The 24,038-nt window shown below is 62.3% G+C and carries 21 protein-coding genes; 6 read left to right on the top strand and 15 right to left on the bottom strand.

Annotated elements, in window-relative coordinates; all coding sequences use genetic code 11:
- Nucleotides 1-5 precede the first annotated feature (5 nt).
- On the bottom strand, nucleotides 6-704 hold the full coding sequence (locus J2857_RS23630) for a hypothetical protein (RefSeq protein ID WP_210012552.1): 699 nt from the start codon (nucleotides 702-704) through the stop codon (nucleotides 6-8).
- Nucleotides 705-1,010: 306 nt separating this feature from the next.
- Nucleotides 1,011-1,301, bottom strand: a complete 291-nt coding sequence (locus J2857_RS23625) for a GIY-YIG nuclease family protein (protein WP_210012551.1) — start codon at nucleotides 1,299-1,301, stop codon at nucleotides 1,011-1,013.
- A 383-nt stretch (nucleotides 1,302-1,684) separates the two neighbouring features.
- Here J2857_RS23625 and J2857_RS23620 point away from each other — a divergent pair, with 383 nt between their 5' ends.
- Nucleotides 1,685-2,014 (top strand): hypothetical protein, encoded by a 330-nt coding sequence (locus tag J2857_RS23620; protein ID WP_210012550.1) that lies wholly within the window; start codon nucleotides 1,685-1,687, stop codon nucleotides 2,012-2,014.
- Between the two features lie 525 nt (nucleotides 2,015-2,539).
- Entirely contained in the window at nucleotides 2,540-2,929 is a 390-nt protein-coding gene (locus J2857_RS23615; RefSeq protein WP_210012549.1) for a hypothetical protein, read from the top strand.
- 40 nt (nucleotides 2,930-2,969) lie between these two features.
- On the opposite strand, the gene J2857_RS23610 is transcribed toward J2857_RS23615, so the two are convergent.
- Together J2857_RS23610 and J2857_RS23605 are read right to left on the bottom strand one after the other, a co-directional pair.
- Nucleotides 2,970-4,253, bottom strand: a complete 1,284-nt coding sequence (locus tag J2857_RS23610) for a cystathionine gamma-synthase family protein (RefSeq protein ID WP_210012548.1) — start codon at nucleotides 4,251-4,253, stop codon at nucleotides 2,970-2,972.
- A 96-nt stretch (nucleotides 4,254-4,349) separates the two neighbouring features.
- On the bottom strand, nucleotides 4,350-5,000 hold the full coding sequence (locus J2857_RS23605; protein ID WP_245363773.1) for a hypothetical protein: 651 nt from the start codon (nucleotides 4,998-5,000) through the stop codon (nucleotides 4,350-4,352).
- 276 nt (nucleotides 5,001-5,276) lie between these two features.
- Here J2857_RS23605 and J2857_RS23600 point away from each other — a divergent pair, with 276 nt between their 5' ends.
- Nucleotides 5,277-6,695 (top strand): mannitol dehydrogenase family protein, encoded by a 1,419-nt coding sequence (locus tag J2857_RS23600; RefSeq protein ID WP_245363771.1) that lies wholly within the window; start codon nucleotides 5,277-5,279, stop codon nucleotides 6,693-6,695.
- Between the two features lie 18 nt (nucleotides 6,696-6,713).
- On the opposite strand, the gene J2857_RS23595 is transcribed toward J2857_RS23600, so the two are convergent.
- The 9 genes from J2857_RS23595 to J2857_RS23555 form a co-directional block, all read right to left on the bottom strand.
- A complete protein-coding gene (locus tag J2857_RS23595; RefSeq protein WP_210012547.1) occupies nucleotides 6,714-7,991 on the bottom strand; it encodes an L-fuconate dehydratase in 1,278 nt (425 codons plus the stop codon).
- A gap of 17 nt (nucleotides 7,992-8,008) precedes the next feature.
- Entirely contained in the window at nucleotides 8,009-8,743 is a 735-nt protein-coding gene (locus J2857_RS23590) for an SDR family oxidoreductase (protein WP_210012546.1), read from the bottom strand.
- 29 nt (nucleotides 8,744-8,772) lie between these two features.
- The gene (locus J2857_RS23585) at nucleotides 8,773-9,102 is read right to left on the bottom strand and encodes an L-rhamnose mutarotase (RefSeq protein WP_210013024.1); all 330 of its coding nucleotides are present in this window, start codon (nucleotides 9,100-9,102) and stop codon (nucleotides 8,773-8,775) included.
- Between the two features lie 11 nt (nucleotides 9,103-9,113).
- Nucleotides 9,114-10,121 (bottom strand): zinc-binding alcohol dehydrogenase family protein, encoded by a 1,008-nt coding sequence (locus J2857_RS23580; protein ID WP_210012545.1) that lies wholly within the window; start codon nucleotides 10,119-10,121, stop codon nucleotides 9,114-9,116.
- Nucleotides 10,122-10,125: 4 nt separating this feature from the next.
- Nucleotides 10,126-10,944, bottom strand: a complete 819-nt coding sequence (locus J2857_RS23575; RefSeq protein WP_210012544.1) for an amidohydrolase family protein — start codon at nucleotides 10,942-10,944, stop codon at nucleotides 10,126-10,128.
- Between the two features lie 3 nt (nucleotides 10,945-10,947).
- Nucleotides 10,948-11,961 (bottom strand): aldo/keto reductase, encoded by a 1,014-nt coding sequence (locus tag J2857_RS23570; protein WP_210012543.1) that lies wholly within the window; start codon nucleotides 11,959-11,961, stop codon nucleotides 10,948-10,950.
- 74 nt (nucleotides 11,962-12,035) lie between these two features.
- A complete protein-coding gene (locus tag J2857_RS23565; RefSeq protein ID WP_046600539.1) occupies nucleotides 12,036-12,977 on the bottom strand; it encodes an ABC transporter substrate-binding protein in 942 nt (313 codons plus the stop codon).
- 95 nt (nucleotides 12,978-13,072) lie between these two features.
- On the bottom strand, nucleotides 13,073-14,101 hold the full coding sequence (locus J2857_RS23560; RefSeq protein ID WP_210012542.1) for an ABC transporter permease: 1,029 nt from the start codon (nucleotides 14,099-14,101) through the stop codon (nucleotides 13,073-13,075).
- A gap of 9 nt (nucleotides 14,102-14,110) precedes the next feature.
- A complete protein-coding gene (locus J2857_RS23555) occupies nucleotides 14,111-15,676 on the bottom strand; it encodes a sugar ABC transporter ATP-binding protein (RefSeq protein WP_210013023.1) in 1,566 nt (521 codons plus the stop codon).
- Between the two features lie 280 nt (nucleotides 15,677-15,956).
- Between J2857_RS23555 and J2857_RS23550 the strand changes: the two genes are divergently transcribed.
- Nucleotides 15,957-16,658 carry a FadR/GntR family transcriptional regulator gene (locus J2857_RS23550; protein WP_210012541.1) on the top strand — a complete coding sequence of 234 codons (702 nt, stop codon included), beginning with the start codon at nucleotides 15,957-15,959 and terminating at the stop codon, nucleotides 16,656-16,658.
- 34 nt (nucleotides 16,659-16,692) lie between these two features.
- The gene (locus tag J2857_RS23545) at nucleotides 16,693-18,225 is read left to right on the top strand and encodes a UxaA family hydrolase (protein WP_210012540.1); all 1,533 of its coding nucleotides are present in this window, start codon (nucleotides 16,693-16,695) and stop codon (nucleotides 18,223-18,225) included.
- A 174-nt stretch (nucleotides 18,226-18,399) separates the two neighbouring features.
- On the opposite strand, the gene J2857_RS23540 is transcribed toward J2857_RS23545, so the two are convergent.
- On the bottom strand, nucleotides 18,400-19,635 hold the full coding sequence (locus J2857_RS23540) for an OpgC family protein (RefSeq protein ID WP_210012539.1): 1,236 nt from the start codon (nucleotides 19,633-19,635) through the stop codon (nucleotides 18,400-18,402).
- A gap of 196 nt (nucleotides 19,636-19,831) precedes the next feature.
- Nucleotides 19,832-23,347 carry a hybrid sensor histidine kinase/response regulator gene (locus tag J2857_RS23535; protein WP_210012538.1) on the bottom strand — a complete coding sequence of 1,172 codons (3,516 nt, stop codon included), beginning with the start codon at nucleotides 23,345-23,347 and terminating at the stop codon, nucleotides 19,832-19,834.
- A 195-nt stretch (nucleotides 23,348-23,542) separates the two neighbouring features.
- Between J2857_RS23535 and mscL the strand changes: the two genes are divergently transcribed.
- Entirely contained in the window at nucleotides 23,543-23,968 is a 426-nt protein-coding gene (mscL, locus tag J2857_RS23530; protein WP_210013022.1) for a large conductance mechanosensitive channel protein MscL, read from the top strand.
- Nucleotides 23,969-24,038: the final 70 nt, after the last annotated feature.

Here is a 24,038-nt window from a genome sequence, read left to right as displayed (position 1 = left end):
CCGATTTAACAATTAGCAAGTCGGCTCAGGTTGTCTTCGATCTCATCAATGCTTGTCAGCATCTGGTTACGGCTTGGGTCATCCAAGTGCCGAAATGCCCAGCCATGTTTCTGTATCAATTTGATAATATTAAGGATATTGAGGCAGATTCGCGGAAGCCCGTTCAACTCAATCGACCATCCCTTTGGGGTGAAATGTGAAAAGTCATTTCTTAGTTCATGCAATTTCGCAAAGGAAGTTTTTTGCTCCTCGCTAAGCTCAAGGACTGATCCAAGCCCCTCTACCTGCTTTTCTTCTTGCCATAAGCGTTCAAAAAGGACCGGCGCTTCTGCGAGGCGTGCAGCGGGGTATGGGTCTCTTGGACTATCTTCTTTTGGTTTTCCACCTTCGGTTTTCCGGCGTCGATCACGCTCATGCCACTCAAGTGTTTTCTTAATGGATTTTTCGCTAAGTGCTCCAAGCTGCGCCGTACCTGATAAATGGCAAACCATGGCCCCTTGAAGGGCGCTGTGCATTGTCACAATTAGGTGCTTCCAAAAGGCCGGTTGCTGATCGACTTGAGCAATCATAAATGAGCACCCGAGCAGAGATGTCAGTACATCAGTTTGCTCATCAATGTTTAGCCATCGGGTTTTGCTATTCGTCATGCCTGCGCTTTCGTAGCTTTTAGCGGTAATTGAAGGCAAGCCGATATCTGATTTCACCAAATCTCATATTAGAAATCCCACCATTCCGGATTTATATTATCGAACAGCTCGATCTTCTACTGCCGGTACCATCGCTTGAGCGACTTCTGGCGCTGACGATGGCGTCGTGGGGGAGTCTCGTCAATCCCTCCGTTTGTGAGCGTGGATCCTCGGGTCAAGCCCGAGGATGACGACGTTGAAGGTCGTGCCGGGGCGCGAAACAGCACGGTAATACTCTCTCATCTTTTTCTTGAGCACTCCAACTCTACCCTCTCGGTCGTCATCCTCGGGCTTGACCCGAGGATCCACATCCCACCCGCGACCTTACCATCCTCCCAACTCCGCATACAAATCCCGCCATTCCGGGTTCACCCTCTCGATTAGGTCGATCTTCCACCGCCGATACCAGCGCTTGAGCGACCTCTCCCGCTGAATGGCGCTGACGATGTTGTCGTGGGCTTCGTACCAGACCAGCCGCTTGCAGCCGTATTTCGAGGTGAAGCCGGGGTGATGTTCCTCGCGGTGCTCATAGATGCGATTGGCGAGATCGGAGGTCACGCCGATATAGAGCGTCCCGTGCTTCTCGTTGGTGACGATGTAGACATATCCCGCCATGCGAGCATGATGGAATGGTTGTGTGGTGCCGTCAATCCGGGCATTTGTGGGGAGGGGTAGATCCTCGGGTCGAGCCCGAGGATGACGACCGAGAGGGGGAACAGAGGCGTCCGACGTTACGCCGAGAACCCCCCGACTGGTGTTGTGTCGAATCCGTGGCACCACCTTTAACGTCGTCTTCCTCGGGCATAACCCGAGAATCCATCCTTCGTTCTGCGAGAACACCTGCCCGCGCTCCCCCGTTCCGCCAGCCCTGACACCCCTCGGGCTGCCCAACCCAACCCCCGCGATTTTGCCTCTCACCTAGCCTCCCGCCGCTTCCCGAACACCGATTTACCCTCTATGTTGCCCGCATTCATCAAGTTCAGGTTGCAGGAGGGGTAATGTTTGCAGAGATGAAATACCGTCTGGGTGGCTTGCTGGTGCTGCTGGTCGGGGCGGTCGTGGGGTGGTCCGCCATATGGCAGCCGCTCCATCAGGCGCAATTGGGTGCCGACACCGTCGCATGGATGCCGCGCATCGTCGTTCTGCTGGCCGTATGCGTGGTTTTCGGTCTCTATTTTCTCGTCACCGGCAACCGCTACCCCTATCGCGATGCCGAGCGCAGCACATTGACGACGGCCGGATGGATATTGTTTGCGATCACAGCCGCGGCTGGGCTTGGCGGTTTCTTCTGGATGGACATGACGTTGAAGTCGCTCGGCTACAACTGATCCGGCCCAGGCGCCGGAACCCGCTCAAGTTTTGCCGGGTCGCTCCAATTGTCTCAATGGCTTAGCCCCTCCGTCGTCCCCGCCCTCGCCACCTGTGCCTATAATCCGCTCGCTTCCGTCGCCGGAGTGTTTCGCGAGACGTTCGCGGGCAGGCGGAGGCCGGCGCCCTCATTGGAACCGTAACGTGCGGGGAAGGTGAGGGAGGTGAAAGCCATGGCGGCGATGTCTTCGGATGAAGCCGCCTATCAAGTCTCCCCCTGGCCGCCAGGCCGGGTTCGGATTAGCCGTGCAAGTGGCAAGCCTGTCTCGAAAGGACGGGCGGGAACACAGCCACGCAGTGGGGCGAGGTGATCACCTGTAGGGGCCGGAAGCCTCGAAAAGACGCCGAAGGCCACGCGAATGCGGAGCCACCATTACAAAATCAAATGAGGTTCCGCATTCGTGTGGGCTCTCCAAACCAGCAAACGACACGGGCCGGGCCGGCCGCGTGAACGAAGAACCATGCCCGGACAAGGAGGGCGAGCGATGGCCTTGAGCGAGGCGGAATGGAAGCGCAGGCAGGAAGAGGAAGATGCCGAACCCCATTACTTCGGAATGACCTGGGGCGAGTTTCGGCGGCTGCCGGAGCGGAAGCAGCAGGAGACGCGCCAGAGGCTCTCGCAGCTCGGCGCCACCCATGTCGGCTTCTGGAAGGACTGTACGCTCGGCAAATGCCGCCGCGCCAGACGCTGCGTCGGGTTTCTCTCCGAGGCGCAATACAAGGCCGGCTACAATGCGGCCTATCCGCCCTGCGCGCGGGGTGAAGAACCTCGTCGTGCGAAAATCTATTATGACGGGATCTGCCGGCTTTTTCCCGAGGGAGACGAGCAACCCAAATACGACGGCCGCCGGCAAACCGGGGAGGAGGACGAATGACGGCGCCGATAGCGGCCGGTTCCAGGAGCGGTTGGCCCGCTCACGCCTGGTCGAGCGCGATCGTCAGGTCGGCGATCAGGTCGTCGGGGTGTTCGATGCCGATCGACAGCCGGATCGTCGAGTCGAGCACGCCGATCCGCTGGCGCACCTCGGCCGGCACACCGGAATGGGTCATGGTCGCCGGGTGGCTGGCAAGCGATTCCGTTCCCCCGAGGCTGACCGCCAGCTTGAAGATCTGCAGCGCATTGAGGAACCGGAACGAGGCCGGCTGGCCGCCCCTGATGTCGAAGGAGAAGGTCGAGCCGCCGCCGGTGCATTGCGCCGCAAACACCTTTCCAACCGGCGAGGCCGGGTCGTGATAGGGCAGGTAGTGGATGGCCTCGACATTCGGATGGCCGCGCAGGAAATCGGCGACCGCGAGTGCATTGGTATTGGCCTTTTCCATGCGGATCGACAGCGTTTCCAGGCTGCGGCCGAGCATCCAGCAGGAATGCGGATCGAGCTGCGTGCCGATCGCCCCGCGCAGCGCCTTCACCTGTTTCATCACCGCCTTGGAGCCGAGTGCCGCGCCGGCGATCAGGTCGGAATGGCCGCCGACATATTTGGTCAGCGAATAGAGCGAGATATTCGCCCCGTGCTCGATCGGCCGCTGGAAGACCGGGCCGAGCAGCGTGTTGTCGCAGGCGATCACCGGCGTGTGGCCCTGTTTTGCGCCGATCGCATCCGCTACCCGGCGGATCATCGCCACGTCCACCAGGCTGTTGGTCGGGTTGGCGGGCGTCTCGATCAGGATCACCGAGACGCGGCCCTTGCCCATTGCCTCACCGGCTGCCGCCGTGACCAGCTCTTCGCTGACCCCGTCCGCAAAGCCGACAGCCGCAACGCCCATGTTGAGGAAGGTTTTGGCGAGCAGCGTTTCGGTGCCGCCGTAGAGCGGTTGCGAGTGCAGCACGCAGTCGCCAGGTCTGACGAAAGCCATCAGCGTCGTGGCAATCGCCGACATACCGGAGGAAAACAGCACGCAGCTCTCCGCCTGCTCGTAGACCGCCAGCCGGTCCTCGACGATCTCGCTATTGGGATGGTTGAAGCGCGAATAGACCAGCCCCGCCCCCGTCCCCGCCGGCGGCTCCTTGCGGCCGGAGACGAAATCGAAGAAGTCGCGGCCTTCCTCTGCGGACTTGAACACGAAGGTGGAGGTGAGGAAGACCGGCGGCTTCACGGCGCCTTCGGAAAGCTCCGGGTCGTAGCCATAGTTCAGCATCTGCGTCTCGGGATGGAGCTTGTGATTGCCGATATGCGTCTTCGAGGGATGCGGGGCGGTCATGAAGGATCTCCTGGCTTGAAAACAGCGGATGCCATGAGCGGAGATAATATTGCAAAAGGCCCCGCCAAGGGGGACCGTCTGCGAAAGCCGGATTGCTCAGCGCGTCGCGACGGGGGTCGGGCGCGCAACGGCGGCTGCGGCTGGACGGGCGGCAGGTGCGGATTGATGCGGGGCGGGCGTGGCAGGAGGGGCGGAGGGCACGGCCGGCTCTCCCCAGGCCGAGACCGGCTGGCCGTCCCTGGTCGCCACGCGCGTGTCGTAGAGCGTGAGCGAGGCCTCGACCTGCCGCATGTCGGCGCAGCGGTTGATGATGCCGCCGATATATTGCACGCAGTCGCTGGTGCTGCCCTGCACCGAACCGGTCGCCCAATCCTTGACGATGCCGTCGGCGCCGACCAGGAAATAGGAAAGCCGGTTGTTCTGCGAGACGGTCGAGCGGCCGACGAGCCCACCGAAGCTCGAACCGGACTCGGTTCTGGCGGCCGGCGCGATATGCCGGTAGATGGTCATCCCGTTTTTCAGCTGGGTCGCGCCGATCATCGGTCCGAAGGTTGCCTCGGAGCCGGAAAGCCGCGCCAGCGTCGACTGGCCGACATTGGCGACCTCCGCATAGGGACGGCCCATCGCATAACTGGTGAAGGAGCGGTTGGCGGCGTTTTCCGCCTTTTCGGCCACCTGCGAACAGCCGGTGAGAGCCCCAGTCAGGGCCAATGCGAGCGCCATCGAAAGAGTTGCCATCAACCGCATGCGTGCCCCCTGTCCGCAGCGCCCCCGCGCCGAAAATCTGGTCGGTTCCGGGTTGATCGGCAAATCCGCCGGGTGCCCTCGAACCAATGCGATAGTGACTATCAGATTTGGCAGGTTTTGAAAGCGGCGCCGCAGTTTGTTTCCCCAGTCTCGCCAGTTCACGGTTCTTCGCTTCCGCGGGCGGAATGTCGAGAACATGCCGTTGACCCATGCGCACGGGCAGGGCTATCACTGCCTCCGTCAATAAGGGAGGATGCCCGCGAAACTCCGGGCATCATGATCAGAATGCCACGCCTTTCCGCCTCTACCCCGCTTGCCCCCCATGTCATCGCACCCGGTTACGATCGGGCCGCACTGAAGCCCGGTATCGTGCATATCGGCCTTGGCGCTTTTCACCGCGCCCACCAGGCGGTCTATACCGATGCGGCATTGGCGGCGGAGTTCGGGGAATGGGGCATCGTCGGCATCAGCTTACGTTCTGTCGATATCGTCCATGATCTCGCCGCGCAGGACGGGCTCTATTCGGTCGTGGCACGCAGCGCCGCCGGCGACAGCGCGCAGGTGGTCGGCTCGGTGGTCAAGGGCCTTTCGGGCACCGAGAACCAGGCGGAAATCCTGGCGCTGCTGGCCGACCCGGCGATCAGGATCGTCACCATCACGGTCACCGAAAAGGCCTATGGCGTCGATCCGGTCTCCGGCGGGCTCGACCGCAACCATCCGTCCATCAAGGCCGATCTGGCCGATCCGACGTCGCCGACCGGCGTGATCGGTTATCTGGTGGAAGGCCTCTCCCGTCGCCACGCCGCCGGCCTGCCGCCGTTTACGGTGCTCTGCTGCGACAACCTGCCGACCAATGGCCGCATCGTCCGGAAGCTGGTGATCGAGATGGCCGGCGCCCGCGATCCGGCGCTCGCCAACTGGATCGCCGGCCAGGGCGCCTTTCCCTCCAGCATGGTCGACCGCATCGTGCCGGCCGCGACCGACGAGACGCGGGAGCTGGCCGAAACATTGATCGGCGCCGAAGACCGGCTGGCGCTGAGCACCGAGCCCTTCATGCAATGGGTGATCGAGGACCATTTCCTCGCCGACCGACCGAAATGGGAAGCCGGCGGCGCGCTTTTCGTCGACGACGTCGAGCCTTACGAAAAGATGAAGCTGCGGCTGCTCAACGGCTCCCACTCGCTGGTCGCCTATCTCGGCCAGCTGAAGCATCTCACGTTCGTGCGCGACGTCATGGCCGTGCCGGAATACCGGGCGCTGGTCCGCCGCCATATGGCGGAGGCGGTGACGACGCTCGATCCGGTGCCGGGCATCGACCTTGGTCACTATATGGAGCAGCTGATCGAGCGCTTCGAGAACCCGACGATCGCCCACAAGACGCAGCAGATCGCCATGGACGGCACCCAGAAACTGCCGCAGCGCATTTTTGCAGGTGCGATGGAAGCCCTGGCGAATGGTGGAGATGCGTCGTCTGCGGCTTACGTGGTGGCTCTCTGGATCGCCTATGCCCGCAAGACTGCCGAGATCAACGATCCGCGCGCGGAGGAACTCAAGGCCGCCGCCGCCAGGATGACGGCGGGCGATCCGTCGGCGCCCTTCTTCGCAATTCCCGGCCTGTTCCCCCAGGCTCTCATGGAGAATAGCGCATGGCGTGCGCGGGTGAATGCAGAGCTTGAAAAAATAAACGCCGGCTGATGCCGGCGTGCTCTTTTATCAACCCTTGAACGTGTAGTCGGCGATGGATTGCGGTTTCATCTCGATCGAGAAGCCGGGCCGCGACGGCGGCATGTAGGCCGCGTTCTCGATGATGCAGGGATCGACGAAATGCTCGTGTAGGTGGTCGACATATTCGATCACTCGGCCTTCCTTGGTGCCGGATACGGCGATGTAGTCGAGCATCGAAAGGTGCTGCACGTATTCGCAAAGGCCCACGCCGCCGGCATGCGGCCAGACGGGAAGGTTATATTTGGCGGCGACCAGCAGCACCGCCAGAACCTCGTTCAACCCGCCCATGCGGCATGAATCGATCTGCACGATGTCGATCGCGCCTTCGGCGATGAACTGCTTGAACATGATGCGGTTCTGGCACATCTCGCCGGTCGCGACCTTTACCGGGTGGATGCCATTGCGGATCTTGCGGTGCCCGGCAATGTCGTCCGGGCTGGTCGGCTCCTCGATGAAGAAGGGATTTGCGAAGGCGAGTTTGTTGACCCAGTCGATCGCCTGGCCGACTTCCCAAACCTGGTTGGCATCGATCATCAGGAAGCGGTCGGGGCCGATCACCTCGCGGGCGATGGCGAGGCGCCGGATATCGTCTTCGAGATCGCGGCCGACCTTCATCTTCACATGGTTGAAGCCCGCATCGACCGCCTCGTGGCAAAGCCGGCGCAGCTTGTCTTCCGGATAACCGAGCCAGCCGGCCGAGGTCGTGTAGCAGGCATAACCCTCGCGCTTCAGCACCGCGATGCGCTCGGCCTTGCCCGCCTCAGCCCGTTTCAGGATCGCCAGTGCGTCCTCGCGCGACAGCACGTCGGTCAGGTAGCGGTAGTCGACGATATCGGCGATCTCTTCCGCCGACATTTCGGAAACCAGCTGCCAGACGGGTTTGCCGCGCTGTTTGGCGAGCAGATCCCAGAAGGCATTGACGACCGCGCCGGTGGCGAGGTGGATGGCGCCCTTGTCCGGGCCGATCCAGCGCAGCTGGCTGTCGCTGGTCAGGTGCCGCCAGAATTTGCCGGGGGCGGCGGCGAAGGTTTCGAGTTCCTGCCCGACCACCAGATGCCGCATCGCCTTGATCGCCATGCAGCAGATGTCGTTGCCCCGCCCGATCGTAAAGGTCAGGCCGTGGCCGGCAAGATCTCCGCTATCGGTATCGAGGATGACATAGGCCGCCGAATAATCCGGATCCGGGTTCATCGCGTCGGAGCCGTCCAGGCTCTGCGATGTGGGAAAACGGAGATCGAAGACGCGGAGATCGGTGATACGGGTCATGGTTTTTTCGTATTGCCTCAGATGGTCCAGCCGCCGTCGATGGCGTAAGCCTGGCCTGACGTATAGGTGGCGCCGGCGAGGTAGAGGGCGAGCTCGGCGATTTCTTCCGGGGTGCCGAGCCGGCCCATCGGCTGGCGGGCGATGAAGGCGGCGCGGGCCTCGTCGTAATTGCCCTGGGCCCGCATGCGGTCCTGCAGCGAAGGGCTTTCGACGGTGCCGGGGCAGATGGCGTTGCAGCGGATACCGTCGGTCACATAGTCGGCGGCGACGGATTTTGTGAGCCCGATCACCGCCGCCTTGGTGACACCATAAGCGAAGCGGTTGGGCACGCCCTTGATGCTGGAGGCGACCGAGGACATGTTGATGATCGCGCCGTCCTTTTGGGCCAGCATGCCAGGCAGCACAGCCCGGATGGTGCGGATCATCGCCTTGACGTTGAGGTCGAGGGCGAAGTCGAAGTCACTGTCCTTCATCTCGAGGATCGAGCCGCCATGGACGAACCCGGCGCAGTTGAAGAGGATATCGACCGTGCCAATCTTCTCGACGCAGGCCACGATTGCCGCGTTGTCAAGCACGTCGAGCCTTGCCGTCTTCAGGGTGTCGAGCTTCGGCAAAGCAGCCAGCAAGCTTTCGTTAATATCGGTCGCATGGACCGTTGCGCCAGCCTCGGCAAAGGCGAGCGCCGCCGCCCGGCCGATGCCCTGGCCGGCTGCAGTCACGAGTGCGGTTTTTCCATCAAGCCTGATCGTCATGTCTTGTCCTCGAATTGTCCGGTCAGCCATCAATCATGATGAAAGACCTCCTCCATCATCGCCCACCATTCCCCTTCTTTGCGGCTATCGAGGGGCTTCTGGCAAGGGATGGTGAACGACCACCATTCCTGGTTTTTCGGATCGGCGGCTATTTTTGCCATGTCGCCTTCGAAATCCGTGCCGTGATATTCCCAGGTGCCGAACAGCAGGTTTTCCGGCTCGTGCAGGAAGATCGTGTAGTTCCTGATATTGGCGCGGCTGATGAGGGCGAGCACCTCCGGCCAGACCGCCGCATGCAGGCGCTTGTATTCCGCGATCATCTGCGGCTCGATGCCGATCACCATGCCCATCCGCTGCATCATCGCCTCCTTTAGATTTCCACCAGCGCCTTGACGACGCCGGCGGCCGGATCGGTCAGGCCTGCAAAACGCTCCGGCACTTCCGACAGCATCATTCTATGGGTGATCAGGGCTGCGGGGATCCTGCCCTCGCGCATGGCCTGCATCACTCGCTCGAAATCCACGACCGTGGCGTTGCGGCTGCCGAGCAGCGTCGTCTCGCGCTTGTGGAATTCCGGATCGGAAAAGGTGATGTCGCTCGAAACGATCGAAACGAGCACGTAGGTGCCACCATGGGCGACGAAACCGAACCCGCGTTCGATCGCTTTCGGATTGCCGGTCGCATCGAAGACAGCGTCGAAGAAGTCGCCTCCGGTCAGCGCCGAAAGCTGCCCGTCGTCGTCGGGACCGAGTTGAACCGTGGAGGCGATGCCGAGCTGCTGGCGGGCGAAATCCAGTCGGTCGCGACGGCCATCGAGAAGTGTCACCGCTCCGCCCTCAAGCGTCGCGAAGATCGCGACCGCAAGCCCGATCGGCCCGGCGCCGGTGACCAGTATGTTCTGCCCCGGCTCGATTCGCGCGCGGGCGACCGCATGGGCGCCGATCGCCAGAAATTCCACCATGGCCGCCTGATCGAGCGAAAGGCCGCCGGCCTTCAGCACGAATTCCTCCGGCAGGCTCAGATATTCAGTCATGCCGCCGTCGCGATGCACGCCGAGGACGCCGAGGTTGCGGCAGCAATTGGTCCGGCCCTTGAGGCAGGCATGGCAGTGGCCGCAGGAAATGTAGGGCATGATCGAGACGGTATCGCCGACCTCGAGCACACTGTCGGCCGGCGCTTCCTCGACCGTGCCGGCGAGCTCGTGGCCCATGACGCGCGGATAGGAGAGATAGGGCTGGTTACCGGTAAAGATGTGCAGGTCGGTGCCGCAGACGCCGATGCGCCGCAGCTTCACCAGCACTTCACCCTCGCCGCGAAGAGGTTTGGGCCGGTCGATGGCGCTGAGTTTGCCTGGTTCATCGCAGATGATCGTCAACATGTTCTTACGCTCCGAGCCGATAGAAACGCCGGGCATTGCCCCCGAAAACCTCGTCATGAGCGTCGGCAGGCACGATGTCGAGGCACTGGTCCAGCCAGGCTTGGTAATCTCCTGCAAGCCGCAGCACCGGCCAATCGCTGCCCCAGATGACCCGCGCGGGGCCGAACAGGTCGAATATGGTTTCGGCATAGGGCCGCACCGCCTGGGGCTTCTGGTCGCCCGCCTCGGTCAGCAGGCCGGAAAGCTTGCAATGAACGTTCGGCAGTTCGGCGAGCACTTTCATGCGCGCATACCAGTCGATGAAACGGCCTTCAGAGATCGGCGGCTTGGCACCGTGGTCGATCACGATCGGCAGATCAGGGTGTCGCCGGGCGAAACCGAGCAGCGGTTCGAGATGGCGCGGCAGCACCAGCGCATCGAAGACCAGATGATGTTCGAGCATGGCTGCCACGGCAGCATCGAGCGCCGGATCGCCGATCCATTGGTCGTCGGCGATATCCTGCAGCATCGGCCGGAGCCCTTTGAGCTTCGGGTGCCGGGCCAGCCGGGCAATGGCTGCCGGCGCGTCGAGCGCCTTCATATCCGTCCAGCCGACCACGCCGAGGATGAAAGGCGTCCTGTCGGCGACATCGAGCATGAATGCCGTATCCGCCTCACTTTCCATGGTCTGCACCAGCACGGTGCCGTCGACGCCGGCCGCATCGAGAAGCGGGCGCATATCGTCGGGCAGGAAATCCCGGTGGATCGCTTGCAATTCGGCCGGCGGCCATTGACCCACCCGGTCCGCGATCCGCCAGAAATGCTGGTGCGTATCGATCCTCATAGCTCAGGCTTCCTGGCCCGGCAGCGCCGCACCCTCGGCGATCAGCCCGCGGGTTTTCAGCCGCGACCAGAAGGAGGCGGGGATCTCTTCGCCGAACCAGTCGACATTCGATCTGATCTGCTCGGCGGTGCGTGCGCCGGAAACCACGGTCACCACGGCCGGATGGGCGAGGGGGAATTGCAAAGCCGCTGCCTGCAGGCTGACGCCCTCTTCCTCACAGGCAGCGCGCAGCACGTCGACACGGGCGAGGATATCGGCCGGCGCGTCGGTATAGTTGAACTTGCGGTTGCCGGCGAGCAGGCCGGAATTGAACGGGCCGGCCACCACGATGCCGACGCCCTGTTTGGCGCAGTCGTCCATGAAAGCGAGGCTCTGCTGTTCGAGCAGCGTATAACGGCCGGCGAGCATGGCGACGTCGATATCGAAGACCTGCATCGCGTCGCGGATGATCTCCCATTCGTTGACGCCGAGGCCGACCGCCTTGGTAAGTCCGTCCTCACGCAGCTTCTTCAGCGCGCGAAAACCGCCGCCGGCTGTCAGCTGGTACCAGTAATGCTGGTGCTTGTCGCCATGGGTCATGCTGCCGATATCGTGGATGTAGAGAATATCGGGCTTGAGGATGCCGAGCCGCTGCTGGCTTGCCTCGAAGGACCACATGATGCCGTCATAGCTGTAGTCGAAGACCGGCCGGAAGGGCAACGGCTCGACATACCCATCTTCCTGCGAGCCGACCGTCTCGTCCGGTTGCATCACCCGGCCGACCTTGGTGCTGAGCACGTAGTCGTCGCGGGGCAGGTCGGTCAGCATCGTGCCGAGCCGCCGTTCCGAGCGCGTGTATCCGTAGAAGGGGGCCGTATCGTAATAGCGGATGCCCGCCTCCCAGGCGGCTCCAAAGGCGCCAGCCGATTCCTCGTAAGAGGTCTTGTGGTAGAGACTGCCCATCTGCGCGCAGCCGAGGCCCATCTGGGTCACTTCGACGGAGGCGTGGGGTAGCTTGCGGCGCTCGGTGACATTCATGAGATAGTCCGAAGTCCTTGGGGGCAGGATAACGGACGCGCATCATTCGCGATGCGCGCCCGTTGGGGGTAAGGTTAGTAGAGAACGTTCTTGGCTTCCGGCTTGTCGATATTGTCCTTGGTGACGACGACGACACCGGTATCAACGAACTTTTCGACCTTCTCCTTGTTGATCGACTGCAGCACGGTCTTGACGCCGAGTTCGCCCATCTGGAACGAACCCTGCACCGCTATGGCCGACAGCGTGCCGTCCTTGACGAATTCCTGCAGGTCCTGGTTTCCGTCAAAACCGATCGCGACCACCTTGCCGGCCTTGCCGGACTGCTTCAGCGCCCGGCCCATGCCGATCGCGGTCGGCTCGTTGGCGCCGAAAATGCCCTTCAGGTCGGAATTGGCGGCCAGCACGTCGGTCGTCTGGTTGAGCGCCGTCGCCATCTGGGACTGCGAGTAGAACGGCCCGACGATGGTCAGCTTCGAGTTCGCCTTGATATAGTCGGTGAAGCCGCCGACGCGGCCGATCTCGGAGCCGGCGCCCGCCACGTAGGACATCACGGCGATCTTGCCTTCCTTGCCGACCTTGTCGATCAACGCCTTGGCGGCAAGCTCGCCGGCCTTCTTGTTGTCGGTCGCCAGGAACGACTGGTAATATTGTTCCGAGCCCTTGGCGAGCAGCGAGTCGACGATGACGACCGGGATGCGGGCTTCCCAGGCCTTCTTGACGGCCGGAACCAGCGCGTCCGGATCGGACGGCGCCAGCACGATGCCGGAAACCTTGCGGTTGACGGCGTTCTCGACCATGTTGACCTGGTCGGCGATCGCCGATTCCGCGGCCGGTCCCTGGAAGGTCATGGTGTTGCTGCCCCCGCCGGCCTTCATGGCGGCATCGGCACCCTTCTGGACATTCTGCCAGAAGGTGGAATTGACGGTCTTCACGATGACGGCGATTTCGCCAGCCTGGGCCGAGAACGCGGTCAGTGCGATCACGGATGTCAGCAGTGCGGCAGCAAGCTTTTTCATGTCTTCCTCCTCTTTTTGTTGGCCTGAAACGGCCGGTTTGGGGGAGCTCCTCACTCCCTTGAAGTCTCGCGGGTAAAGGTCCGCGTGCCCTTATCTCAGCGGCGGTTGCGCAACTGGTCGATCCATACGGTGACCAGGATGACGAGGCCGATGATGATCTGCTGGGTGAAGGCGGAGACGCCGTTCATGTTGAGGCCGTTGCGAAGGATGCCGATCACGAAGGCGCCGATCGCGGTTCCGGAAATGGTGCCGACGCCACCGATCAGCGAGGTGCCGCCGATGACGGCGCTGGCGATCGCGTCGAGCTCGTACATCACGCCCTCGTTCGGCTGGGCGGTGACGAGGCGCGACATCAGCACACAGCCGGTCAGGCCTGCCAGCGTGCCGGAGAGGACATAGGTGAAGCTGACGATGCGGGTGACGTTGACGCCGGAAAGCCGGGCGGCATCGGCGTTCGAGCCGACCGCATAGATATGCCGGCCGAGCACCGAGCGGTTGAGCATGTAGGAGACGGCGATCGCGATCACGATCATCAGGATGACCGGGTAGGGGATGCCCGGGAAAACGATGGTCGGGAAACCGTCGTCGCCGATGTTGACGACCCGGAAGAGCGAGCCGTTGCCGAGCTCGCCGAAGGATTCGCCAAGCCCCGAGACGGCCCGCGCCCCGGTGATCTGCAGCGCCACGCCGCGGGCGATCATCATCATGCCGAGCGTGGCGATGAACGGCGGCAGCTTCATCCTGGTGACGAGAATGCCGTTGATGAAACCGCAGGCCGAGCCGGTGAGAATGCCGCAGATCATGCCGAGCCAGACGGGCATTCCGAAATCCTTGACCGCCAGCGCCGCGATCACCCCGGATAGCGCCAGCACCGAGCCGACCGACAGGTCGATGCCGCCGGTGATGATGACGCAGGTGGCGCCGATGCCGAGAAAGGCGATCGAGGTCACCTGCAATGCCACCGTCATGCCGTTGTCGATGGTGAAGAAGGCGCTGCTCGTTGCCGAGAAGACGCCGATCAGCACGAAAAGGCTGCCGAGCGCCGCGAATTTCTGGATGATGTCCTTCTGGCGGTCGCTGAGCGCGCCGCTCTTCTGTTTTGCAACTTCGGTGATCTCAGCCATGTTATGCCCTCATCCTGCCGACCGAGCGTAGCCGGAGGCGTATCGCATGATCTCTTCCTGGTCTGTTTTCGCAGTTTCCAGCACGCCGGTGATGCGGCCCTGGTGGAAGACCGCGACGCGGTCGGTCATGCCGAGAATTTCCGGAAGCTCGGAACTGATCAGCACGACGCCGATGCCGCTTGCCGCAAGCTCGTCCATGATCCGGTAGATGGCGAGCTTGGCGCCGACATCGATGCCGCGGGTCGGCTCGTCGAAGAACAGCAGCTTCGATTTGCGGAACAGCCACTTGCCGATGATGATCTTCTGCTGGTTGCCGCCCGAGAGGAGGCGAACCGGCTGCTTGATCGAGGGCGTACGGATGTTGAGCAGATCGATATATTGCTTGGTGGCCTTCGCATGCTTGGCGAAGTCGATGACGCCAAAGCGATTGGAGACCGCCTCCATGTTGGCGAGTGTCATGTTCGCATCGACCGTCATCTTGACCGCCAGCCCCTGCGCCTTCCGGTCTTCGGACAGATAGGCGATGCCGGCAGCGATCGCGTCGCGCGGCGAGCTTATGTCGAGTGTCCGGCCGTGCAGGGCGACTGTGCCCGCGTCGAGCGGATCGGCGCCGAAGATGGCGCGCGCCACTTCCGTGCGTCCGGCGCCCATCAGGCCGGCAAAGCCGAGGATCTCGCCGCGGCGGAGCGTGAATGAGACGTCGCGGAAGACGCCCGTGCGGGAAAGGCCCTCGGCGCTGAAGATGATCTCGTCGCTCGGAACCGAGGTCCGTTCCGGAAACTTCTCTTCCAGCGAACGACCGACCATTCTCGAAACGATCGCATCGACGCTGGTGGCGGCAAAATCGTCGGTGGAGATATAGCGGCCGTCGCGCAGCACGGTGACCCGGTCGACGATCTCGGCCATTTCGTCGAGCCGGTGCGAGATATAGACGATGCCGACGCCCGACGCCTTCAGGTCGCGGATGACCTTGAACAGCTTTCCCGTCTCCTGCTCGGTGAGCGACGAGGTCGGCTCGTCCATGATCAGCACTTCGGCGTCCAGCGACAGCGCCTTGGCGATCTCGACCATCTGGCACTGCGCGACGGACAAGCCCCGCACCGGACGATCCGGGCTGATGTCGACCCCGAGCCGATCGAGGCAGCGCTTGGCATCGGCCCGCAGCTTCTTCCGGTCGACGAGAAAACTTCCTCCCAGGAAACCACGCCGAGGCTCGCGGGCGAGATAGATGTTCTCGGCGACCGTGAGGTGCGGCACGAGATTGAGTTCCTGGTGGATGATGGCGATGCCGGCCGCTTCCGATTCCCGAGTCGAGGAGAAATGCCGTTCCTCGCCCTTGTAGGTGATCGTGCCGGCGCTCGGCTGGTAGACGCCGCTGACGATCTTCATCAGCGTCGACTTGCCGGCGCCGTTCTCGCCGCAGACGGCATGAACCTCGCCGGGGCGGAGGTCGAAATGGACGTTGGCAAGCGCTTTGACGCCCGGGAAGTCCTTGCTGATATTGTCGAGGCGGAGCAATGGCTGGGTCGTCGAAGCCGGCGAGACGCGGGCCGGCAACACGGCGGCGCCATGCATAGTCTGCCCAAGCTCGACTGGCCGATTTTCCACATTTTCCTCCCCGGGCCGGTCAGGCCCTTTCGCCGGCGGCTCCTCCCTCCGGCGTCGATAATGGGTAAACCTGAGGACGGAAGTGGTCAAGCCAATTTTTCACAAGGCCGCCACAGACTTGAGAAAGGCAAAAGAAGGAAGGCGTAGAACTGGAAAAAGTCGTTAAAAATCAAAAGCTGAAAATTTGCTTATTGCTCTCCGCACGCCTACTGATATGGTAAGGCCACATTATCAGGACGGCGAATTCATGAACGGATCCATCAAGACGGCAGAACCGCGGCGGCTGTATCAGCAGATAGCCGATCAGATCCGGGTGCTGATCCAGGGCGGTCAGTTTCCGGCGGGTACGCGCCTGCCGGCCGAGCGGGAGCTTGCCCAGCAGCTTGGTGTCTCGCGCCCGTCCTTGCGTGAAGCGTTGATCGCGCTCGAAATCGACGGGAGCGTGGAAATCCGAATGGGGTCGGGCATTTATGTGACGGCCGAGCCGGACCGTCGGCCATGGCAAAGCGGCTCCATGGGCGAAAGCCCGCTCGAACTGATGCAGGCAAGAGCTGCCGTCGAAGGAGCGGTCATTCTGCTCGCGGCAGCAAGGATCACGCCGGAGACGTTGCGATCGCTGCGCCAGACGCTCGACCAGATGCGCACGGAGATCGCCGAAGGGCGCAAGGCGCTGGATCTCGACCGGCTTTTCCACCTGACCATCGCCAGCCAGTCCGGTAATTCGGTGCTGGCGCATATCGTCGGCGACCTGTTCGACGAGCGCCACAGCCCGATGTCTGCGCAGATCCGGGTGCGGTTCGAAACCCCGCAGACCTGGGGGGCTGCTTTGGCCGAACACGAGGCGATCTATACGGCGCTGGAGACGCGCAATCCGCTTCTGGCCCAGGCGATGATGCATGCACATCTGGAGGAATCGAAACAACGCTGGATGAACCACGAGACACGGTGATATTCCTGTGGCTGTTTCGGGAGGAAACAAAAAAATGGATCTTGCGACTTCACCCATCATCATCTTGAACCCGATTGACGACGTCGGCGTTGCAAGGCAGCCGATGCGGGCTGGCGGACCGACCGGCTACGGCGATCTTACGGCCCGCGAGTTGATCGGCCGCGGCCACAAGGTGGCGCTGAGGGCGATCCCGAACGGCGGTGAGGTGAAGAAATACGGCCAGGTAATCGGTATCGCGACCGAGGACATCGCGCCGGGCAGCCATGTGCATCTGCATAACCTCGCCATGCTGCCCTCCGAGCACGAGCACCAGTTCAGCGTCGATATCGAGGAAAAGGGCATGCTGCCGGAAGCCGAGCGGCGCACCTTCATGGGGTTTGATCGCGGCGCCGGCGGTGCCGGCACCCGCAACTATATCGGTGTCATCTCGTCGGTGAACTGTTCCGCCACGGTCTCCCGCTACATCGCCGATTATTTCAACCGGCTGGGCGGGCTGGAAGGGTTCGACAATATCGATGGCGTTGTGGCGCTTACCCATGGCGGCGGTTGCGCGCTCAACAACAAGTCGGAAGGCTACCGGCTGCTGATCCGTACCATCCAGGGTTATGCCCGGCATCCGAATTTCGGCGGCATCCTGATGATCGGGCTCGGCTGCGAGACCAACCAGATCGCCCCGATCCTCGAGCATTACCGTATGGAAGAGGGCGACCGCCTGCGGACCATGAACATCCAGCAGTATGGCGGCACCCGCAAGACCATCGATGCGGCGATTGCCATCATCAAGGAGATGCTGCCCGGTGTAAATGCCGCGACGCGCACCCCGCAGCCTCTCTCCAAACTGAAACTGGCGCTCGAATGCGGTGGTTCGGATGGTTATTCCGGCATTTCCGCCAATCCGGCGCTCGGCTATGCGTCGGACCTGATCGTCCGCAACGGTGGCACCACTGTGCTCTCCGAAACGCCGGAGATTTACGGCGCCGAACATCTGCTCACCCGCCGCGCGGTCACGCCGGACGTGGCGAAAAAACTGCTGCAGCGGATCGACTGGTGGCGAGATTATACCGCCCGTAACGGCGACGAGCTCAACAACAACCCGTCCCATGGCAACAAGCTAGGTGGCCTGACCACCATCCTGGAAAAGTCGCTCGGCGCGGTCGCCAAGGGGGGCTCGATGCCCTTGAAGGCCGTCTACGAGTTCGCCGAGACCGTCACAGAGCCGGGGTTCGTGTTCATGGATACGCCCGGCTACGATCCGGTCGCCGTGACGGGGCAGGTGGCGGGGGGCTGCAACGTCATCTGTTTCACCACCGGCCGCGGCTCAGTTTCAGGCTTCAAGCCGTCGCCCTGCATCAAGATCGCCACCAATTCCGAAATGTACGAGCACATGAAGGAAGACATGGACCTGAACTGCGGCGGCATCGTCACCGGCGAGGAGACGATCGAGCAGGCGGGACTCCGGATTTTCGAGGATGTGATTGCGGTAGCCTCGGGCAAGAAGACGTTGAGCGAGATCTACGACTACGGCGACAACGAATTCGTGCCGTGGCAGGTCGGGGCGGTCACTTGAAAACGCCCTCTCCGTCATCCTCGGGCTTGACCCGAGGATCCACGGGCTGCGGTACGGATGCTGGATCCTCGGGTCAAGCCCGAGGATGACGACAGGGAATGTTGCAACGTGTTGAAATTCAAAGGGCAGCGGCCTGAGCCGCTGCCCTTGTTTTTGAATTGACCTTACATCGTCTTACCGGATGACCATCTGCTGCGGTGCGCCGGGCTTTGCCGGCTGCTGCACCTTGACCGGGGTCGGTTCCGCCGTGCCGAACAGCTTGTCGCGTTCGCGCCACAGGGCCGGCAGCGATAGAAGCATGATCGAGACCAGCGCAATCGCAGTCTTGGTGAACTCGTTGAGCTCCGGCGTCCGTCCGTCGAAATAATAGACGAAGTAGACGATCGCGACGTGCCACACATAGACGTAGAGCGAGTGGCGGCCGAGCAGCTGCAGGTACTTGATCGAGAACACCCAGGTGATGGCGCCGGCGATGCGGCGCACCCATTCGTCCTTATGTTTCGGGCCGGCGACGATCAGCCAGGTGACCAGCGTCGCGACGGCGGCGAAGTTCAGGAGGTAGACTGGCCCGAAATCGGCGCGGATTTCCATCGAGGCGAACTTGCCAATCATGTGCGGCGGCATCAGCTCATGCGCGGTGATCAGGCGCAGCGGCAGGAAGAACAGAACCATCAGCAGCGCCACCTTCGGGATGAAGGTATTGTCCGGCGACAGGATATTGCTCCACTTGATCTTGCCGGCCGAGGTCAGCGCGCCGAGCACGAGGCCCGAGTAGAACACGACCTGCCAGCCGAGCAGGTTGAACGACACGCGGATGCCCTGGTCGTCAGCGCCCATGACCAGATCGTTGAGCGGCGTCGTGGCGATCTGCTGCAGGCCGAGCTGGGCCGCCATCCACAGGATGACCGAACCGGCCACCACGTAGTGCCACTTGTCCTCCAGCACGAGCTTCACCAGCATCGGCGCGAAGAGCATGTAGACGATATACTGCGGCAGGATATCCATGAAGGTCGGCTGGTAGAGGAAGGTGGCGATCGCGGCGAGGCGCAGCGGGTCGTCGAAGGTCGTGTAACCCAGCCAGTTGAACCAGATGGAATAGGCGCCGGGCAAAAGCATCTGCGCGGCCAGCACAACCAGCACGATGCCCATCGCATAACGATAAAGCTCGAAGGCACGGTTGTAGATGGCCGTGCGGCCGGCCGCATAGCCGTTTTTCAGCATCTTCTTGGCATAGACCATGCCGATCAGCAGGCCGGACAGGAAAACGAAGCCCTGGGCGTCCTCGACGAAGGCGAGCTGATTGTGGTTGATCTTCACCAGAAGATAGCCGCCGGCGAAGATCAGGTGGTTGAGCACCATGAAAACGAGGAAATATCCTCGCATACCATCAATAATATCAAAGCGTTTCATCGGTCGCCGTCTCCGTCTCTGCCGGTTCCGATAGCTTTCGCCCTTCGGTCCGTAAGGCCTCTGCGGGCCAGGATGTACGCGGCTAAACGCGGCAAAAAGCCGGACAGTTCCAGCCCTATTCGGGCGTTTAGACCTGATCTACCGTAAACTGTGCGTGATGACTCCGCGATGAACGCCAGGTTGGGTGAGGTTCACACTATTCGGCTGCGACGCGCTTGAGGCCTGCAACCTGCGTGAGGTAGGCCCGCATGGCGGCGGGCTTCACCGGCTTGTGCTGCACGCTGATGTCGTGGCGCTCCGCTTCGGCGCGCACCTCGGGCGTGCGGTCGGCGGTAATGATCAGCGCCGGGATATCCGCCTGGTATTTCTGGCGGAGCTTGAGAACCGCCTCGATGCCGTTGCCGTCGTTGAGATGATAGTCGGCGATGATGATTTCCGGCGGCGGTTCGCGGCGATCGACGATGTCGTCGAGGGCGGCAAGCGAAGCCGCCTGACCGACGGTGCAGCCCCAGCCGGTGATCAAGAGCGCCATCCCCTCAAGGATCTGCGGCTCGTTGTCGATGCAGAGCACCCTGAGCCCGTTCAGCGGCTGGGAGCGCTTGCGGCGCTCGACCTGGTCGGCGGCGCGCATCGTCTGCGAGGCGGTCAGGTCCATGGGCACCTGCACCCGGAAGGTCGTGCCGCGGCCGGGCGTCGAGGCAAGCTGGACCGGGTGGTTGAGCACCCGTGAGATGCGGTCGACGATCGACAGGCCGAGCCCGAGGCCCGCCGCGGTCTTCGCACCCTCGTCCAGCCGGGCGAATTCCTTGAACACGGTGCGGAATTTCGACGGCGGGATGCCGATGCCAGAATCGAGCACTTCGATAATCACCTGGTCGCCCCGCCGGCGCGCGCCGATCAGCACCTTGCCGTCGATCGTATATTTGATCGCGTTGGAGACGAGGTTCTGCACCAGCCGCCGCAGCAGGTTGGCGTCCGAGCGCACCTTCAGCGAGGTCGGCATGACCACGAATTCCAGGTCTTTTTCGCGGGCCATCGGGGCATAGTCGGTCTCGATGCGCTTCAAGAGGTCCTCGAGCGGCACGGTGGTGAAACGCGGCTTCATGGCGCCTGTATCGAGCCTCGAAATGTCGAGAACGGCGCCGAGGATCGCCTCGACGGATTCCAGCGCCGAATCGATATTGCGGACCAGCGAACCGTTGTTGTCGGACGCCCCGAGCCGCTCGACCAGCGCCGAGGAATAAAGCCGGGCGGCATTGAGCGGCTGCAGGATGTCGTGTCCGGCGGCGGCAAAGAACCGGGTCTTGCCGATATTGGCCTCGTCGGCGGAGGCTTGCGCCTCGGCAAGCTCCTTGTTGACCCGCGTGAGTTCGGCGGTTCGCTCGCCGACCCTCTGTTCCAGCGTCTCGTTTGCCTGTTTCAGCGCCTGGTCGGCGGCGACGCGCTCGGAAATGTCGGTGAAAGTCGCGACGATGCCCTTGTCCGGCATGGCATTGGAGCGCACTTCGATGATCCGCTCGCCGCCGTTCAGCACCAGCGAGAACGGAGCGTCGAGCGTCTGGAACTGGCGGATCACCTCCGCCTGATCCGAGGCCGCGAGATCGCCCCGTTCCGAGAGGATGGCGACCATGTCGGCAAGCGGAAAGCCGACCTGGCCGACCTGCTCGGGCAGGTCGAGCAGGTTGCGGAAGCGCCGGTTCCAGATGGTCAGGCGTTCGGAACTGTCGAAGACGGCGATGCCCTGGTCCATCTGCGACAATGCGGTCTGCAGCATGTCCTGGTTATATTGCAGCGCCTCGCTCGCCTGGTCGAGCAGCCAGGCGGTGTCGGAATTGGTGTCCTCCGCCTTCTGCAGGATCAGCGACAGCACAAGCCGGGCGGAAGACGAGCCGATCGCGCTGCCGAGCAGCTGTTCGGAGAAATGGATCATCGCCATGTCGGCGGGCTGATCGTCGTTGAACTTGCGGCCGGCGGTCCTCTCGTAATTGGAGAAGGAGCGCTGCATGCGTTCCTCGCCGAGATAACGGGCGATTGCTGCTTTCAAATCGCCGACGCCGACGCGGGTCTTCCAGCCGCGCGTGGCAAATTGCGAACGCAGGTGCCTTTTGACGAAGATGCCGGCCTGGATGCGCTCGACCGGACGCGGATTGCGCGACAGCGAACCGAGCACGAAGGCGAGCATGTTGAGCGTCAGGCTGAAGATCGTCGCGTTGACCAGCGGGTCCGTCAGTGGTCCGGAGAATATGCCGGTGCCGGGGAACAGGAAATTGAGGACAGCGGTCGCCACATGGGAATTGTCCGGCCCGCCGAGGCTCGGCACGAACAGCAGGTAGGCCCAGGCAAGGAAGCCGAAGGACATGCCGAGGATCGCGCCGCGGGCATTGGCGCGGCGCCAGGCGAGGCCGCCGAGGAGGGCAGGAGCCACCTGCGCGATCGCCGCGAAGGCGAGCAAGCCGATGGAGGCAAGCCCGGACTGGCTGTCGGCCATGCGGTAATAGGCATAGCCGAGGATGAGAACGCCGAAGATCGCGACGCGGCGGATGTGCAGCAGCGTGCGGGTAAAGTCGGAGCGCTGGCCGGAGCGGGCGGCCATCAGCCGTTGTCTCAGGAAGATCGGAATGATGATGTCGTTCGACACCATGATCGAAAGCGCCACGGATTCGACGATCACCATGGCGGTGGCGGCGGAAAAGCCGCCGATGAAGGCGATCAGCGAAACGACCTTCAGTTCGCCGGCAAGCGGCAGCGTCAGCACGTAGAGATCGGCGTCGCCGGTGCCGCCGAAGGTGATCAACCCGGCCATGGCAACCGGCAAGACGAAGATATTGATGGCGATGAGGTAGAGCGGCAGCAGCGCGCTCGCCACCTTGCGCTCCTTTGTCGTGCGGTTCTCCACCACCGTGACGTGGAACTGCCGCGGCAGCATGATGATCGCAAACGCCGACAGACCGATCAGGACCAGCCAGCGGCTGATCGGCGTCTCGTAGGCGAGTGCGGAACCGACAAGCATGTTTTCGGATGCCTTGGCGAGCAGATCGGACGGCCCGTCGAACAGAATGAAGAACACCGAAAAGCCGACCGTCGCAAAGGCGAGCAGCTTGACCACCGATTCCATCGCGACCGCGAGGATCAGTCCGTCCTGATGCTCCGTCGCATCCGTATGGCGGGTGCCGAAGATGACCGCGAAACAGGCCATCATCAGCGTGACGATCAGCGCCAGGTCGATGAAATAGAGATTGCCGCTGCCGATGCCGTAATCCGACGGGTTGACCATGGCGGCCACCGAGCTCGACACCGCCTTCAGCTGCAGCGCGATGTAGGGGATGGCGCCGACCAGCGCGATGATCGCGACGATCATCGCCACGGTGGAATTCTTGCCGTAGCGGGCGGCGATGAAATCCGCGACGGAGGTCAGCTTCTCGGCCTTGGCGAGTTCGACGATGCGCCGGATGATCGGCATGCCGAGCGTGAAGGCGAGGATCGGACCGATATAGATGCCGGTGAATTCCAGGCCCTTCTGCGAGGCGAGCCCGACGCCGCCGAAATAGGTCCAGGAGGTGCAGTAGATCGCAAGGCTGAGCGCATAGACGATCGGCCTTCCGTTCTTCGACACGCCGAAGACACGGCTCCGCCTGTCGCCGTAGCTCGCTACCGCAAACAGCAGCAGCACATAGGCGAAAGCCGAAACAAAAATGATCCAGCCTGGAAGCATCGGTCCTCCCCGCAGGGAATTGCGGCAGCTCGAACATTAGGGGAAAAGCAATCGCTTGGAAATCAGGAGGCCTCTCGGCAAAAAGTCCAATAGACGGTCGGATTTAGGGTTTGCGACGCATCTTTTCAGCCGCGCCGAAAACGCTATGTTGGATATCGTTCAGTCTGAAACGCCAGGGGGAAATTGGCCATGTCAATGATCAGCGAATTCCGTTCCTTTATTGCCAAGGGCAATGTCGTCGATCTCGCGGTCGGTATCATCATCGGCGCCGCCTTCACCGGTATCGTAAAATCGCTGGTCGATGATATCGTCATGCCGATCGTCGGCGCGGTCACCGGCGGCGGCTTCGATTTCTCGAACTACTTCCTGCCGCTGTCGAGCGCCGTCACGGCGCCGTCGCTCGCTGCTGCCCGCGAACAGGGCGCGGTCTTTGCCTACGGCAATTTCATCACCGTCCTCATCAATTTCCTGATCCTCGCCTTCATCATCTTCCTGATGGTGAAGGCCGTGAACAAGATGCGTCTCGCCGATGAAAAGAAGTCGGCCGACGAAACACCCGCGCCGCCGCCGGCCGATATCCAGCTGCTCAGCGAAATCCGCGACATTCTGAAAGCAAAGTGATCTTTTGATCACGCCGCGACGATTCATCATCGGAATCGATCTCCGCGTCACGGATTATCATGGGATTCCT

Source organism: Neorhizobium galegae (assembly GCF_017877055.1).
In the GTDB taxonomy this organism is placed as follows: domain Bacteria; phylum Pseudomonadota; class Alphaproteobacteria; order Rhizobiales; family Rhizobiaceae; genus Neorhizobium; species Neorhizobium galegae_D.
The sequence above is the reverse complement of the archived record's forward strand: the minus strand, read 5'-3'. Positions and strand labels throughout refer to the sequence as shown.